The 15,968-nt window shown below is 60.3% G+C and carries 16 protein-coding genes; 11 read left to right on the forward strand and 5 right to left on the reverse strand.

The features are described from left to right. Nucleotides 1-5: 5 nt before the first annotated feature. The 5 genes from DXY31_RS11805 (at nt 6) to proC (ending at nt 3,396) form a co-directional block, all read left to right on the forward strand. Nucleotides 6-923, forward strand: a complete 918-nt coding sequence (locus DXY31_RS11805; RefSeq protein ID WP_114993963.1) for an energy-coupling factor transporter transmembrane protein EcfT — start codon at nt 6-8, stop codon at nt 921-923. 17 nt (nt 924-940) lie between these two features. Beyond that, a complete protein-coding gene (locus DXY31_RS11810) occupies nt 941-1,207 on the forward strand; it encodes a PipX family protein (protein WP_066911974.1) in 267 nt (88 codons plus the stop codon). 22 nt (nt 1,208-1,229) lie between these two features. Continuing rightward, the gene (locus tag DXY31_RS11815; RefSeq protein WP_114993964.1) at nt 1,230-1,892 is read left to right on the forward strand and encodes a YggS family pyridoxal phosphate-dependent enzyme; all 663 of its coding nucleotides are present in this window, start codon (nt 1,230-1,232) and stop codon (nt 1,890-1,892) included. Nucleotides 1,893-1,989: 97 nt separating this feature from the next. Next, complete coding sequence (locus DXY31_RS11820; RefSeq protein WP_114993965.1) at nt 1,990-2,565, forward strand: cell division protein SepF; 576 nt, start codon at nt 1,990-1,992, stop codon at nt 2,563-2,565. A 12-nt stretch (nt 2,566-2,577) separates the two neighbouring features. After that, complete coding sequence (gene proC, locus DXY31_RS11825) at nt 2,578-3,396, forward strand: pyrroline-5-carboxylate reductase (protein WP_256359631.1); 819 nt, start codon at nt 2,578-2,580, stop codon at nt 3,394-3,396. Here proC and DXY31_RS11830 read toward each other — a convergent pair. Genes DXY31_RS11830 through hpf form a run of 5 tightly spaced genes read right to left on the reverse strand, consistent with a single transcriptional unit; the run spans nt 3,393 to nt 8,105 of the window. After that, the gene (locus DXY31_RS11830) at nt 3,393-4,577 is read right to left on the reverse strand and encodes a glycosyltransferase family 4 protein (RefSeq protein WP_114994200.1); all 1,185 of its coding nucleotides are present in this window, start codon (nt 4,575-4,577) and stop codon (nt 3,393-3,395) included. The two genes, proC and DXY31_RS11830, sit on opposite strands and share 4 nt — an antisense overlap. Before the next feature lie 28 nt (nt 4,578-4,605). Next, on the reverse strand, nt 4,606-5,985 hold the full coding sequence (locus DXY31_RS11835; protein WP_114993966.1) for an MFS transporter: 1,380 nt from the start codon (nt 5,983-5,985) through the stop codon (nt 4,606-4,608). Nucleotides 5,986-6,014: 29 nt separating this feature from the next. Then, entirely contained in the window at nt 6,015-6,803 is a 789-nt protein-coding gene (gene recO, locus DXY31_RS11840; RefSeq protein WP_114993967.1) for a DNA repair protein RecO, read from the reverse strand. After that, nucleotides 6,800-7,480, reverse strand: coding sequence for a 2-deoxyribose-5-phosphate aldolase (locus tag DXY31_RS11845; RefSeq protein WP_114993968.1), 681 nt, complete (start codon nt 7,478-7,480; stop codon nt 6,800-6,802). Before DXY31_RS11845 ends, recO begins: the two co-directional genes overlap by 4 nt. A gap of 37 nt (nt 7,481-7,517) precedes the next feature. Beyond that, nucleotides 7,518-8,105 carry a ribosome hibernation-promoting factor, HPF/YfiA family gene (gene hpf / locus DXY31_RS11850; protein ID WP_114993969.1) on the reverse strand — a complete coding sequence of 196 codons (588 nt, stop codon included), beginning with the start codon at nt 8,103-8,105 and terminating at the stop codon, nt 7,518-7,520. 11 nt (nt 8,106-8,116) lie between these two features. Here hpf and lipB point away from each other — a divergent pair, with 11 nt between their 5' ends. From lipB to queA, 6 genes are all read left to right on the forward strand, one after another. After that, nucleotides 8,117-8,848: a lipoyl(octanoyl) transferase LipB gene (lipB, locus tag DXY31_RS11855; RefSeq protein WP_244279742.1), complete on the forward strand. Its 732-nt coding sequence runs from the start codon at nt 8,117-8,119 to the stop codon at nt 8,846-8,848. A gap of 68 nt (nt 8,849-8,916) precedes the next feature. After that, on the forward strand, nt 8,917-10,860 hold the full coding sequence (locus DXY31_RS11860) for an AMP-binding protein (protein WP_114993971.1): 1,944 nt from the start codon (nt 8,917-8,919) through the stop codon (nt 10,858-10,860). Between the two features lie 72 nt (nt 10,861-10,932). After that, complete coding sequence (locus DXY31_RS11865; protein ID WP_114993972.1) at nt 10,933-11,376, forward strand: YlqD family protein; 444 nt, start codon at nt 10,933-10,935, stop codon at nt 11,374-11,376. Between the two features lie 64 nt (nt 11,377-11,440). Continuing rightward, nucleotides 11,441-12,805, forward strand: coding sequence for a dihydrolipoamide acetyltransferase family protein (locus DXY31_RS11870; protein WP_114993973.1), 1,365 nt, complete (start codon nt 11,441-11,443; stop codon nt 12,803-12,805). A gap of 72 nt (nt 12,806-12,877) precedes the next feature. After that, entirely contained in the window at nt 12,878-14,773 is a 1,896-nt protein-coding gene (locus DXY31_RS11875) for an APC family permease (RefSeq protein ID WP_114993974.1), read from the forward strand. 15 nt (nt 14,774-14,788) lie between these two features. Further along, complete coding sequence (gene queA / locus DXY31_RS11880) at nt 14,789-15,910, forward strand: tRNA preQ1(34) S-adenosylmethionine ribosyltransferase-isomerase QueA (protein WP_114993975.1); 1,122 nt, start codon at nt 14,789-14,791, stop codon at nt 15,908-15,910. The last annotated feature ends 58 nt before the right edge of the window (nt 15,911-15,968 follow it).

The following is a 15,968-nucleotide window of genomic DNA, read 5'->3' on the forward strand; positions in this document are numbered from 1 at the left end:
GCAGCATGGATTGGCTGAGGCAGATTCCGATCGGGCAATACGTGGATGGTGCCGGTGGTTGGCTGCGCCAGCTGGATCCCCGTCTGAAGCTGTTGTGGGTTCTGGTGTTTCTGCTGACGCCGGTGCTGGCAGGTCCGCTGTGGCGAGTGGCGCTTGTGGTAGCCCTCCTGGTGATCACGTTGGTGAGCGGACTGCCAGTTCGGCTGTGGTGGCGCTCGTTGCTGCTGGTCAGCGTTCTTGGTTGCGCAGTGGGATTGCTGGCCATGTTGCTGCCGACTGGTGATCCTGGAGCCAGCTTGCACCTGCGGCCACCGGGGGAGATTTCAGGCCTCACGCTGACCTCGCCCTCCTGGGAGTTGATTCGCTTGGGGCCTCTTCAGTTGGGATCTCTGAAACTTGGCCCGCTTGTGGTCGATCGCCGCTCGGCTGAGCTGGGGTTGAACAGCGCCACCTTGATCGTGACCGTTGTCCACAGCGTGAATCTGATGTTGCTGTCTACCCCCAGTGAGGAGTTGATGTGGTCTCTGAGTTGGTGGCTGGCTCCCCTTGCTCGGCTTGGCGTGCCGATTGATCGACTGAGCTTTCAGTTGCTGCTGGCCCTTCGCTTTCTGCCGTTGGTTCAGGAGGAGCTCCAGAACTTGTTGCGCTCCCTGGCTAGTCGTGCTGTCAACCTGCGCCAGCTCGGTTTCAAAGCTTCCTTTGCTCTGGTGCTTTCAGTAGGGGAGCGCCTTTTGGCCAACATCCTGCTGCGTGCTGAACAGGGTGCCGAAGCGCTGCTTGCTCGAGGTGGAACTTGGTTGCCTGCTGATGCGTTTCGTCCAGATCAGGCCACGAAGAGTGCCGCCTGCAACATTCTTAACGGGGTGGCTGCTGTGGGGCTTATCACTGTTCTGGTGCTGCGCGGAAGGTACGGTGCTCTTTGATCCCTGTTTTCAGGCTTGTGAGCGCTGAGGGTTATCTCAACCACCCCACCTTTGGGATGCTCTACAGAGTGGCCCCTGCCGGGGAAGGTCGTGACGTGTACGCCACGTTGTATGCCCAGCGCATGTTCTTTCTCGTCACTCTGCAGCCTCGAGGGGCTCAGTTCGAGGTGATTCCCTATCTGGATGCGCGTCATCACGCTGAGTTGAATCTCGCCCGGCGTCGCCGGGATTCATCGGAGGATTACGGCAGCTGGAAGCAGTTGTTTGATCAGACCTTCATCTGACCATGCAAGACGGACCGCTCCGGTGACAGAGATTCAGAGTCGCTGGCAGCAATTGCAACAGCGGCTCCCGCAGGGAGTCAAGTTGCTTGCTGTGAGCAAGATGCAGCCTGCTTCAGCAGTTCGAGAGCTTGCCGCTTGCGGTCAGATCGATTTTGGTGAAAGTCGTGTACAGGAGGCCTTGCCTAAGCAGGAAGCCCTGTCGGACCTCACCCATTTGCGCTGGCATTTCATTGGACGGCTGCAGGCCAACAAGGTGCGTGCGGTCGTGAAGGCCTTCAGTTGGATTCATTCCATCGACTCGATGGCACTGGCGCTGCGTTCATCTCGAATCGCACTAGAGGAAGGGCGATGTCCCTCAGTGCTGTTCCAAGTCAAGCTGAGGCCAGATCCCTCCAAGGGTGGCTGGGACCCTCACTCTTTGAAAGAGGCTTGGCCGGTGCTGCGTGAGTTGCCTGGCCTGAATGCCTCCGGGCTGATGACCATGGCCCCATTGGGACTGGACAGCAACGAGCGTCAGGGCCTTTTCAGGGATTGTCGCAATCTGGCGGATCAGCTTGAGCTATCTCAGTGTTCGATGGGCATGAGTGCCGATTGGCCCCAGGCGGCCGCCGCCGGTGCGACCTGGGTCCGTGTGGGATCAGCCCTATTTGGTGCACGGCCACCTTTAACCCCTGAAAGAAAATGATCAGATCAACGTTGCGAGATGGACATCAATTCATCTGGACACGCTTGCTCACAACTCCCTTGAGCGCTATTCAGGGTCAAGGTTCTGCAGATTTCCAGTGTCGTTGATTTCTCGCCTTCGTGCGGTCGTTGCTGGTGATGATTACCTGGACGGCGATTATGACGAGCTCGACTACGACACAGGTGAGCAGGAAGACACTATGCAGGGCATGTCATCTGCAAACACCAGCGCTCTGGCTCCTCTGGATGCATCCAATCCCTTTGAGATGGACCAGAATTTCTCAGGCTCGAATGTGATCGGTATGCCTGGAATCAGTTCCGGCACTGCAGAGGTTTCATTGATGGAACCGCGCAGCTTTGATGAAATGCCAAGGGCGATTCAGGCCTTGCGCGAGCGCAAAACAGTGATTCTCAACCTCACGATGATGGAGCCCGATCAGGCTCAGAGAGCGGTTGACTTCGTGGCCGGTGGAACCTTTGCCATTGATGGGCATCAAGAGCGTGTTGGTGAAAGCATTTTCTTGTTTGCCCCGAGTTGCGTCACCGTGACCAACGCCAGTCAGGACGAGAGCACCACTCCTACTGTTGTCACTAAGGATGTGGAGCAGGCTTCGGCTGAGAGCAGCGTTGCCCCCGCGCCAGCCTGGTCCGTTTCGGACGCTGCCGCTCTCTGATTTTTCGCTTCGGTGACCGTTTCCGTTGGTGTGATTGGCCTGGGCCGGATGGCCCAGGCCCTGATTTTTCCTCTCATTGAGAGAGGCAAGCTTCAGTCAGCCGATGTCATCGGGGTTGTCGGCAGTCAAGCGTCCGTCGCCAGGTTGACCCCTGAATTGCCCCAGGGTTTCGTTGTTGTTACGGCCTCTGATTCCAGGGCTATTGACGCCTGGAATGCCCCTGTTCAGTTGCTGGCCATCAAGCCCCAGCAGCTTGATGCTGTGGCTGAATGCGTTGGCCCACCTCAACCCGGCCAGTCAGCGCTGCTGATCTCGGTGTTGGCGGGTGTCACGTTGGAGCGTCTTCAGAGCCAATTCCCAGGGCGGGTCTGCGTGCGTGCTGTTCCCAATACCCCTTGTTTGGTGGGTGAAGGGTTGTGTGGGCTGTCATGGGGAGAGGGAATCACGGCGCAGCAGCGTCAGTGGGTCATGGAGGCCTTCGATCCTGTGAGTGAGGTACTTGAGCTGCCGGAGTCGAAGCTGGATGCGTTTCTGGCGTTGACCTCCTCTGGCCCTGCCTATGTGGCTTTGGTTGCCGAAGCCATGGCTGACGGAGCAGTGGCCGCTGGTTTGCCGCGTGAGCAAGCCCACCGACTCGCTCATCGGACACTGGCCGGAACCGCCGCATTGCTTGATCAGCAGCAGCTTCATCCAGCTCAGCTCAAGGACATGGTGGCCTCCCCTGGGGGCACGACGATGGCGGCTCTTCGCAAATTAGAGAACGCCGGTGTTCGGACAGCCCTGATTGAGGCGGTGATTGCTGCCACTGAACATGGGCGAGCTTTGCGCTAAGCCGCAAGCGGAGCTCTTCGCATCAGATCGCCATACAATTGTTCGAGGGCGTCGATGTTGCGGCTGATGGTGTATCGCTGCAGTACTCTCTCGCGGGCTTGTCGACCGAGTTCGCTCGTGAGCACAGGCTGATCGCGCAGCACCGGAAGCAGGGTGCGCAGTTGGCTGGTTACGCCCAGGGTGCTCATCACGATCCCTGCCCCGCCGGCGAGCACTTCTCCATCAGCTCCAGCATCGGTGGCCACACAGGCACAGCCACTGGCCATGGCTTCAAGTAGGGCGAGTGACAGCCCCTCAACAAGGGAGGGAAGCACGAACACCTCGGCGCATTGCAGTAAGGCAATGCGCGTGGCCAGATCTGCTTCATAGCCCCACCAGAGCACGTCTTCGTCGTAGCTGTTTTGAAGGGTGCTGCGCAGAGGCCCTTCGCCGACAATCACCAGACGACAGCCTTCCATCGGCACCAGACGCCAGGCCTGCAGAAGAGCCTCCACGTTTTTCTCCGTAGCGACGCGCCCCATGTAAAGGAAGACGCGCTCCTGGCCGAGTCGGGAACGCACCTGATGCATTGGACTGCCGAGTGGCAGTGCTATTCCAGGCTCTCTTTGTGGGGTAGAGGGAGTCCACTGGTGGGTGTCAACCCCATTGGGGATCACGGCTAGGCGGTCTTCACGCACCCCAAGACGCGCCAGGAATTCAGCTTGTAGATCAGAGAACACGATCACTCGGTCGTACTTGGAGAGTGCCGGTGCGTAGAGCTGATAGGTGAGTTGCTGTGTGCCTGCCGTCAGGTTGCGAAGGCTGGCATCAAAGGGAGGGTGGAAGGTGGCTACCAGCGGCACCCCCAATTGCTGACAGAGCTCCGGCAGTCGGAAATCCAGCGGCGACAGCGTGAGGCTCGCATGCACTAGATCGGGTTGCAGGCGTTCCAGCGATTCCCGCAACTCACGCTGGGCACCCGGTGAGGGAATCGTGTAAACCTGCGATTTCACCAGATAGGGAAGGCTGACATCCGGATCATTGGCTAGAAGCGATGTGCTGCTGCCGGGTGCCTTCGGATTATCGAAGTGAATGAAACTGGTCTGATGACCCCGTGCCCTTAGGGCCTCGGTTGTACTGAGCCCATAGGTGACATTGCCGCAGAACGGAGTTTTTTTGCCTAGCCAGGCAATATGCGTCACCGCCACCGTTCACAAGCCATGGCCGACGCTAGCAGCGCTGCCAGGGCTGTTCGAGCAAGGCGGCAATAAGAGCCAGCAGGGCGAGCAACCACAACACCGGACTGAGCCCGATGCTGCTGACCAGAGTGCCTGCCAGCACTAGCGGCAGACTGAGGGCGATGTTGATCAGGTTGTTTTGAAGGCCAAAGACTCTGCCTCTCTGGGATACCGGAGTGTCCTCCTGGATGGTGGTCTGCGCCGGAATGGCAACGAGTGCGGCTCCAATGCCGAGGATCCCGCAGAACGCCAAAGTGCTGTTGAGCGAGCCCTTGAACTGGCTGAGCAATACGAGTGAAAAGGTGATTAAGCCAAGGCCTGCTGATGTGAGTCGGCGCCGACTGAAGTGATGACCAAGTTGGGCCATCATCACGGCGCCAAGGGCCATGCCCAGTCCGCTCATTGCTAGCAACATGCCGAAACCAGAGGGACCAAGACTGCGAATCAGGCCTGCCAGCTGAAGGGCCAGAACATAGAGAGCGGCCAATAGGCTGTAGAGCAGCACCAGGTGAACCATGGCGTTGCGCACCGTGGGGATACGCTTCAGCACCTGCAGCCCTTCTCCGATTTCGTGCCACACCGATCGACCATCGTTGTGGATCTCCCGTTCCCGGTGGCGGACCGCCAGCAGGCTCAGGGCCGCCATGCCGTAACAGAACGGCAACAGAATGAACTCTCCACCGCGTATGCCAACCGTGCTGAACAGATGGTTCAGTCCTCGCAGGATCGGCTCACCTAGCGCGAAGCCAACGATGGTGGCTCCCATGCTGGTGGTTTGGTAAAGCGAGTTTGCGGCCAGGAGGTGTTCGCCAGGCACAAGCAAGGTGATGGCCGCCTGTTCGGCAGGTGCAAAAAACTGCGTAAGGATCGATTCGACAAACGTCATGCCGATCAGACCCCAGTAGCCCCAGGGCAGTCCAAGGATCAGGGGACCTGGAATCAGGAACAGAGGGGTCAGCATCACCATGAGTGCCCTCAGTCCGTTTGAGGCCACCATCACGCGCCGTTTGGGCCAGCGGTCAACCCATACCCCCGCCACGCTGCCTAGGACCATCGCCGGCAGCGTGTTGGCTACGAAGATCCCTGTGGCCAGAAGGGTGATGACCTTTGTGCGGGTACTGATATCGAGGCCGTAATCGGAGGCCACCTCCGCAAGAACGCCGTTCTGCTGTGTTGTGAGCAGCAAGTGCTGATCGATCAGAAAGACCATCAGCACGATGTAGAACTTGTCCGCCAGTTGGGAGAAGATCTGGCCGATCCAGAGTTTGCGGAAGTCGCTCAGGCGCAACACAGCCTGGAGACCGCGGCCTCTCTCGGGATTGTTGCCGGTGGGTAGGACCGGCTCTGGACTGTTCAGTGGGGATCCGCTCAAGGTTCCAGCAATGATCGGGTCATGATCGCTTACGGCGATGGCATGCAGTTGCCGACCATCTCCAGCGAGCGCACCGGGCGGGGCAGATGGGTGCGGCACCAGCATTCCAGGACAGCCAGGAGCTTTAGCCACACCGGACGTGGGCCCATCAGTTCGCCATCGCGTCTTCTGGGCAGTTCTGCCCTGGGCAACCGTTGCAAAAGAGCCAGCTCGGATGGGTTGAACTGCAGTGTGGCGCCCGGTAGGGAGCCGATCGCTAGTCCCTCTTCAGGGAGAAGGCTGCAGCGCCATTCCCACTGGCCAATCGGAGGAGCCAGCTCTGCTCCGGTGCGGCAGCAGATTTGCAGTGGAATTCCATAGCCGCCCAGCGCCAGCAGATGGACTCCCGCCTGCACGAGCATGGCCAGGCAGAGATCTGGGTCGGGTTGGGTGGAGCGGCTCAGGGTTTCCAAGCTTTCGAGGTGAATTAGCACCGTCTCCAGCATTCCGGGAACAGGGTCGCAGTCGCTCACAAGGGCAATCGCCAGTTCCGCCAGAGCCTGGGCTGCTGCCAGCGTTTCCAGTTGTTTTGCAACACCGCTGTAGTTATGCACGACCTGAAGCTGCCGCACCCGCTTCAAACTGCGACGACCCACCACCTGCAGATTCAGCAGGGTGAGCGGAACTGCAGCGGCAAGGCTGCTGCGTGGTTTGCGTGCTCCGGGCACGGCCAGGCGCACGACACCCTCGTCATCACTCAGCAGGGTCAGCAGTCGGTCATGCTCGCCGAGGGGGCCCACTTTGAGGGCCAGTCCCGTCAGGCGCTTGTCCCCACTCATCGCTTTTGCCGCAGGGCCTTCACCAACGCTGGACCGTGACTGGTGCCCAGCGCGATTGCTCCTGCTTCCACAAGATCAAGGGCCTGCTCAAGCTCTCGGATCCCGCCGGCGGCCTTGATGGCGCATCGGCCTCGGGTGAGCTGCCGCAGTTCTCTGATCTGCTCCGCTGAGACTGCAGCCCCGAATCCGTTGCCGGCCTGCAGCGATGCAGCGCCTGCATCCATGGCGGCCTCGGCGGCTAGAGCCAGCTGCGCTTCATTGAGCTGATTCACATCCAGCACCACGGTCATGGGCAGATCCAGTGCTGCGATCGCCGCCAGTTCCTCGGCGAAGCTGTTAGCTCGACCATTCATAAGCGCCGACCAGTCCGGTGTGACCTCCAGAGCTTCGGCCCCATGGGCAGCCGCCCATTCGGCTTGGGCCTGTTTCAGCTCGGCGGGCAGCGCCCCAAATGGGAAGGCAACTGTGGCGATCAGCTTCACCGGACCCTGGCCTCCCAGGCGCCTGCGCACGACTTCCAGGTGAGTGAGACTGACGCAGACACCGCCGAATCCCAATTGGCGGGCAGCGTCGCAGAGCGTGAGCAGTTCCTCCTCCTGCAGCAGTGGATTGAGCAGAGCCTGGTGAATCAAAGGGGGGATGTCCGGCAGGTCCTGCCGGCGCGGTGACTTGGTCATCGCTGAGCAAACGACGGATCAAGTCGTCACGAAAGGTTCAGTTGCGTGCCTGGATCACTCCATAGCCACCGTGGTTGCGCCGATAGATCACCTGGAGCTCGCCGCTTTCACTGTCGCGGAACAGATAAAAGTCATGGTCGATGAGATCAAGCTGAGTGCGGGCATCATCCAGCGTCATCGGCGGCATGGCGAAGTACTTACGCCTCACCCCCGGACTGGGCAGCTGAGCCTCCTTCCCCTCGAGCAGTGAACCGTCTATGGGGCTGTCATCCAGCACTGCTTCAGTGGTTGGGGTCTCGCTGGCCCGGTGGCCATGGCTGTGGTGATGGTCGCTGTGGCGTTCTTTAAAGCGTCGCAACTGCCGTGCCAGCTTGCTCGCCACTAGGTCAATGCTGGCGTAGAGATTCTCACTGCGCTCCTGGGCACGAATCACTGTGCCATTTGCGAAGACGGTGACCTCGGCCGTCTGCTGAGGAACGCGGGGATTGCGGGCCACCGATAGATGTACATCCGCTTCTTGAACAAGATCGTTGAAGTGATGGATCGCCCGATCAAGCTTCGTCTCGGTGTAATCCCGTAATGCGGGAGTCACATCCAGATTGCGACCATGGATCAAGAGCTTCATGCATCCCTCCGGTGCCTGCGCCTAACGGAAAGCTAGTGACGCCGTTGAATTCCGGAACCGGGTCTTCGGCATTTCTTTTTCAGCCTGATCAGCTGGTGCCTTTCCAGCAGGCCTGGGATCTGCAGCGCCGCTGGCAGGAGCGTTTGCTCCTGGAGTCAGCAACCGACGCTGATCCAGAAGCGGTCTGGCTGCTGCAGCACCCACGCTGTTACACCCTCGGCCGCGGCGCCAGTGAAGACCATCTGTTGTTCGACCCAGAGCATCCGCCGGCCCCACTGCATCGCATCGATCGTGGTGGGGAAGTGACGCATCACGCACCCGGTCAACTGGTTGTTTACCCGGTGTTGGATTTGCGCCGTCGTCGAACCGATCTGCACTGGTATTTGCGGCAGTTGGAACAGGTGGTGATTGATGTGTTGCAGGTGCTCGGTCTACAGGGGGAACGCATGGAAGGACTCACCGGGGTCTGGATCGATCAGCAGAAGGTGGCGGCAATCGGTGTCGGTTGCCGTCGCTGGATCACACAGCATGGTCTTGCCTTGAACGTGACCTGCGAGCTGGAGGGTTTCCAGTCCGTGGTGCCCTGTGGCATCAAAGGGCGAGCTGTCGGTCGACTTTGCGACTGGATTCCTGATCTGGAGATCGAGATCGTGCAACCTTTGCTGCGCGATGCCCTGGCTGCACGCTTCGAGCTGATCTGGCGCGAGAGCAACCCTGATGCGGCGCTCACCGGTGCACCCTGATTGCCGAAGCATTTCGATTGCCGAAGCAGCCTTGAGGTGATAGGCCTGGGCGACTGCATAGCGTTCCCGTGACTGCCGCCGCTCAATCCACCTGGCATCCAACCTCCCGCGAGCAGGCGGCACTGGCTCACCAGGCTCATGTTCAACGTCTCGGCCGGGTGGATCAGGTCTGGCCCTGGTTGAAATCCCATCACGGTGATGTGATGGCCGTTGATGCTCCCCATGCGGCTCATCCGGAGCGTCTCAGCTATCAACAGCTGGCGGAGCGGATTGATCAAGCCGCTGCCGCATTCCGCAGTTTGCGGATCGGCAGCGGCGATGTCGTGGGCCTTTTCGCGGAAAACAGTCCTCGCTGGCTCGTGGCCGATCAGGGGCTGATGCGAGCAGGTGGCATTGATGCGGTGCGTGGGGCAGCAGCACCTGTGGAAGAGCTGCGCTACATCCTCGAGGATTCGGCGGCCGTCGCGCTGGTGGTGCAAACCGCTGATCTGTTGCAGCGTCTACAGCTTCCGGCGGAGCTGCAGGAGCGTCTGCGTTTTGTGCTCGTGCTTGAGGGTCCAGCTCCTGAGGGTGCGATCGATTTCGATGCTTTTTTGGCCCTTGGCGATGGTCAGGAAGTACCCGATCCAATGACTGGACGGGACCGCGCCTCTGCGCCAGCCACCACGGCCACGATCCTCTACACGAGCGGAACCACCGGTCGGCCCAAGGGCGTGCCTCTCACGCATGCCAACCTCCTGCACCAGATGCGCAGCCTTGCCTGTGTCACCCGACCGGAACCCGGATCACCGGTGCTGAGCGTTCTGCCGATCTGGCATTCCTATGAACGCAGCGCCGAGTACTACTTCTTTTCCTGCGCCTGTTCGCAGAGTTACACCACGATCAAGCAGCTCAAGAAGGATCTGCCTCGGGTCAAACCGGTGATCATGGCCACGGTCCCCAGGTTGTGGGAGGCGGTTCAGGCTGGCTTCGAGGATGCCGTTAAGACATTCCCCGCATCCCGTCAACGCCTGTTGAGGGCTGCCCTGGCCAACAGCATGGCCTACACCCTCGCCCGACGCCGCAGCCGTGACTTGATGATTCAACCGTTGCGCAAGCGCGACCGTCTGAAGGCTGCGGCAGAGGCGAGCCGTCGATGGCCAGCCCATGCACTGGCTTCCAAGCTGATCTGGCCCAAGCTGAGGCAGCAGCTGAGTGGTGGAAAACTGCGCTTTCCGATCAACGGAGGAGGTGCCATTGCTCCCCATGTGGATTCCTTTTTTGAAGCGGTGGGCATTGAGCTCTTGGTTGGGTATGGCCTCACGGAAACCAGTCCGGTGGTGAGCTGCCGGCGGCCGTGGCGCAACATCCGCGGCAGCTCCGGTCTGCCCCTCCCGGAAACTGAGTTCCGCATTGTTGATGCCGAGACCAGGAAGCCACTCGGGTTCCGGGAACGTGGAGTGGTGCTGGTGCGTGGTCCTCAGGTGATGGGTGGCTACCTCGGCAAACCTGAGGCCACTGCAAAAGTTCTTGATACCGATGGCTGGTTTGATACGGGCGATCTGGGCATGCTTCTCCCCGACGGATCTGTGGTCCTGACAGGACGGGCCAAGGACACGATCGTGCTCAGCAGCGGTGAAAACATCGAGCCTGGGCCGCTTGAGGAGGCGCTGGTCTCCAGCCCCTTGATCGAGCAGGTGATGTTGGTGGGGCAGGACGAACGTCAGCTCGGAGCCCTAGTGGTGCCGCGGGCAGATGCGATCAAGGCCTGGGCCAGCTCCCAGGGCTGCGATCCAGGTGATGACCTTGGCGGTCATCCGGGTGATCAGCGCTTGCTCAAGCTGCTGCGCGGAGAGCTGAACCGACTGTTGGCTGACCGTGCAGGATCCAGGGCTGATGAGCGTCTTGCCGGTGTGGCTCTCGTGGAACCCTTCTCGATAGAGAATGGTTTGCTCACCCAGACCCTCAAGCAACGCCGAGATCGGATCACGGACCGGGATCGCTCGTTAATCGAGAGCGTGTATGGCCGCTGAAAGCCATCAGGCCAGGGTCGGGTTGACCATCCGCCGTGGTACTGAGACGCTTGGCGCTGCTTCCCCGCCCCAATGTCTGACGGCACCACTCTGTCGATCAAGCGTTCCATCACCATCCGTGCCGTTGTTACACCGGCCTGGAAGGAAGAGGCCGAGCGTGAGCTGAGCGCTGGCATCTCAACCACCGACCAGCAATTGGCCCAGCTGGAACAGGAGGGTCAGCAGGTTGTTGATGATGTTCGTCGTCAGAGCGCCAACCCCCTTGATCCCCGTGTGCAGGAGCAGGTCGCTCAGGTGCAGCAGCAGGTTGCAGCCAAGCGTGCTGAGCTCGAAGAGCAGAAGCGCAATCTTCTGCAGCAGCAGGCCCAGGTTCGCGATCTTGAAATGGAACAGATCGTGGATCAGGGTCAGCTTGAGAGCTTCTGCGATATTCAGGTGGGCGACAACCTGGTGAGCAAAATGCAGGTTGCGGTGGTGGTGCGCGACGGTGTGATCGAGTCGATCGAGCAGGGCTGAGCGCTGATGGGGGCCGGCCTGCCGGCCCGTAAGATTTTTCTAGTCAGCTCCTCTGGAGACGGTTTTGGCCACCCACGACATCTTCATGCCTGCCCTCAGCTCCACGATGACGGAGGGGAAGATCGTTGAGTGGCTCAAAAATCCTGGCGACAAGGTGGGCCGAGGCGAGTCGGTGCTCGTGGTCGAGTCCGACAAGGCCGACATGGATGTTGAATCCTTCAATGAGGGTTATCTCGCGGCTGTTTTGATGCCCGCTGGCAGCACGGCTCCTGTGGGCGAGACCATTGGCTTGATCGTGGAGACCGAGGCAGAGATCGCCGAGGCTCAGGCCAAGGCTCCGTCGGCTGGTGGATCGGCTCCGTCACCTGCAGCCCCTTCTCCCGCAGCCCCTGCGCCAACTGCCCCCGCTCCAGCTGCCGCCGCTGTACCCGCACCCGCACCCGCTCCTGCTCCTGCTCCCGTTGCGGTTCAACCGCCAGCCGCGCCAGCTGCTCCGGCTACTGCACCAACGAGCAATGGTCGACTGATTGCCAGCCCTAGGGCGAAGAAACTGGCTTCTCAGATGGGCGTCGACCTCAGCGGGGTCCGCGGTAGTGGTCCCAATGGTCGAATTCAGGCGGAGGACGTGGAACGCGCTGCTGGGCGTCCCATCAGTGTGCCCCTGGTCGCAGAAGGGACCGCCGCTGCTGTGAGTGCCGGAGCCGCGAGCGCCACCAAGGCTCCCAGCTCCCCTGTAGGCAACAGCTTTGGTCGGCCTGGCGACACCGTGCCGTTCAACACCTTCCAGGGTGCGGTGAACCGCAATATGGAAGCCAGCCTTGCCGTCCCTTGCTTCCGTGTGGGCTACACGATCACCACGGATCAACTCGACGCCTTCTACAAGCAGGTGAAGCCCAAGGGCGTCACGATGACGGCTCTTCTGGCTAAGGCCGTAGCCATCACCCTCGCTCGTCATCCTCAAGTGAATGCTGCAACCACCGCTGCGGGCATGAGCTATCCCGCCGATGTGAATGTGGCTGTTGCCGTAGCCATGGAAGACGGTGGTTTGATCACCCCCGTGCTGCGTCAGGCCGATCAAACTGATCTGTATGAGCTCTCACGCCAGTGGGGGGATCTGGTGAAGCGCTCGCGCAGCAAACAACTTCAGCCAGAGGAATACAGCACCGGAACTTTTACCCTCTCCAATCTCGGCATGTTTGGAGTGGACCGCTTCGATGCCATCCTTCCTCCTGGCACCGGTGCCATCCTCGCGGTGGCTGCTTCAAGACCTGCCGTTGTGGCTGGAAAGGATGGCTCCATCGCTGTGAAGCGTCAGATGCAGGTCAATCTCACGGCGGACCACCGTGTGATCTATGGCGCCGATGGTGCTGCGTTCCTCAAGGATCTGGCGGAATTGATCGAAACCCGCCCTGAAAGCCTGGCGATCTGAATCATCAGCAGAAGACACTCAGCTGCCGAGCTCAGGGAACCTTGCCACTCTTGATTTGGTGTAGGTCGCTCTGTGTCTGTTCCATCCTTTTCACGCCTGCTGGGCCGTCCCCTGCCGCGTTCCAGTGCAAAGGATGAGCGACTGCCCAATGTTCAGGCATTGCCGATCCTGTCTTCGGATGCTCTGTCTTCCGTGGCCTACGCCACGGAAGCGGCGCTTGGAATTCTGATTCTGGGAGGCAGTGCCGCTCTTCGGCTGTCGCTCCCCATCACGGTAGCGATCATCGCTTTGATCACGATCGTGGTGCTGTCGTATCGGCAGGCGATCTCGGCCTATCCCAAGGGTGGCGGTTCCTATGTGGTGGCCCGCGACAATCTCGGACGCAATGTGGGATTGGTGGCAGCCGCTGCGCTGCTGATCGACTACACCCTCACTGCAGCGGTCAGCCTGATGGCAGGTACCCAGGCGTTGTCTTCGCTGGATCCATCATTTTTGGCCTACGAGGTTCCGATCGCCTTGCTGCTGCTCGTGCTCGTGGGCTGGGCCAACCTTCGCGGGGTCAAGGAGGCGGGGCGAGTGTTCTCCATTCCCACCTATGCCTTCGTGGTGATGATTGTTCTGCTCACGGTTGCTGGGCTAAAGGATCTCACCTTCCATCACGGCTGGAGTCCCGATGCTCCTCCTCTCAAGGCTGCGTTAGAGCCGATCGGCTTGTTTCTGATTCTGCGGGCGTTCAGCTCCGGCTGCTCAGCGATGACTGGCATCGAAGCCATCGCTAATGGTGTGCAGGTTTTTCGGGAGCCTGCTCCAGTCAATGCCCGTAAAACCCTTCTGGTGATGGGCATTCTGCTGTCGGCGATGTTCCTCGCGGTCAGCACGATGGGCTTCATGTACGGGGTGGCACCCAATCCCGACATCACCGTGTTGGCTCAGATCGGTCAGCGCGTCTTTGGTGATGGCAGCGTTCTGTACTGGATCCTGCAAATCTCAACGCTGCTGATTCTGGTGCTGGCAGCGAACACGGCCTTCTCCGGATTCCCGCGTCTGGCGGCAATGCTGGCGGAGGACTACTGCTTACCGATGCAGATGAAGTTGCTGGGTGATCGGCTCGTTTACCAGAACGGGATCGGGGTGCTGGTGGCAATCACGGCGCTGATCATCGTGATCTGCCGGGGTGACACCACCGTGGCCGTCAATCTGTATGCCCTTGGAGTCTTCACTGCTTTCACGCTGTCGCAGCTGGGTCTGGTGCGTCGCTGGTGGAAGCTTCGCGGAGAGGGCTGGCGGGGGCGGATGGCCATGAATGCGCTCGGATCACTCACCACCTTTCTGGTGTTGATGGTGATCGTGGTGAGCAAATTTGAGGAGGGGGCCTGGACCGTGGTGATTGCCATTCCACTGCTGGTGTGGGGGTTGGCCTTGATCCGCCGCCGATACCGGGAGATCTTCACTGCCATTGCTCTCGACCCTGATGGCTCGTCACTGAGGCTGGTTCCCCGCGATTCACCCACCGGGCACCACGCAATCGTTTGGATCGCGGGAATGATGCAACCCTCCTTTGAGGCGTTGCGTTACGCCTGTTCGTTCGCCGATTCGGTGACGGCGGTGATGGTGGTGCAGAAGGAAGAGGATGCCGGCAAGCTCAGCCAGATGTGGGATCGCTATGCGGGCACGGATACCGGTGCTCTGGAGCTGGTGCTGCTCGACAGCCCATACAGTTCGCTGCTGGATCCCTTCTGTGACTTTGTGAAGGAAGAAGAGCGACGGCATCCCGAGCGCACCACCACGGTGGTCATGCCTGTGGCCATTCCCAGGGATCGACTGGATGTGGCTCTGCTCAACCAAAGGGCTCGCAACCTGTTCGAGGCGCTCTCCGACGACCAAAGCAGGGTGTTTTCAATCGTGCGCTACTTCATTCCCCGCTTGGCCAGCAAGGGAGGGTCGTTGCCTTCAGGCAGCATGGATTGATCACGTTCAAGCGTTGTGGTGGATCCAAGGGATCTTCAGCTCAGCTCCTACGACTACCGCTTGCCTGATGAGCGGATCGCGCAGGCACCGGTGGAGCCACGCCATGCAGCACGACTGCTGATAGCACCCCCCCTGAACCAACCCATGACGGAGCTGATGCATCGTCGGGTGTGGGATTGGCAGGATGAGCTGCGTCCTGGCGACCTGCTGGTGGTCAACGACACACGGGTTTTGCGTGCGCGCTTGAGGGTGCGGCGTTCCGGCGGTGGGCTTGCGGAGCTTTTGGTGCTCGAGCCCCGCGGCGAAGGCCGCTGGTTGTGTCTTGCCAGACCCGGTAAGAAATTGAAGCCCGGTGATCAGGTTTGGCTTGAAGCCCTCGAACAGGAGCCCATTCCTCTGCAGGTGTTGGCATCGGATGGCGCAAGTGGTGGTCGCATCATCCAGTTCCCTGCGGCTTTCGTTGATGCTGCAGCGATTGAAAACCTCCTTGAGCGCTATGGAGAAGTGCCGTTGCCGCCCTACATCACGCGTCATGACGAGTCGGATCAGGAGCGTTATCAGACTCGCTACGCCGCCAGGCCAGGAGCGGTTGCTGCTCCAACGGCGGGCTTGCACCTCAGTGACGAGCTCCTGAAGGTGATCCGCAGCCGCGGCGTTCAATTGGCCACGGTGACCTTGCACGTGGGGTTGGGGACATTCCGGCCCGTGGAGACAGAAGATCTCACGGATCTGAGTCTGCATAGCGAATGGGTGGAGGTGACTCCTGAGCTTGTGGAAGCTGTCGTGGCGTGCCGGCAGCGTGGAGGACGTGTGATTGCCGTGGGCACGACTAGCGTGCGGGCTCTGGAGGGAGCTGCGGCCGCAGGGGGTGGCAGCCTGCAACCTCTAAGGGGACCTGTGGATTTGGTGATCCAGCCCGGCTTTCGCTTCCTGGTGGTGCAGGGTCTGCTCACCAACTTTCATCTGCCCAAGAGCTCGCTGCTGCTTCTGGTCAGCGCTCTGATCGGACGCAGCAGGTTGCTTGAACTTTATGAAGTCGCCATTCACGAGGGCTACCGCTTCTATTCCTATGGCGATGCCATGTGGATCGCTCCGGATGCTGTGCTTCCTGGTGTGACGTCACATGCTGATGGTTGAGCAGCTCGGCATCAAAAAAGCCCCGGTGTTCCGGGGCTGAGTGGTGTGCAAACGCTGA

Origin of the sequence: Synechococcus sp. UW179A (assembly GCF_900473965.1) — a bacterium.
Taxonomy (GTDB): domain Bacteria; phylum Cyanobacteriota; class Cyanobacteriia; order PCC-6307; family Cyanobiaceae; genus Synechococcus_C.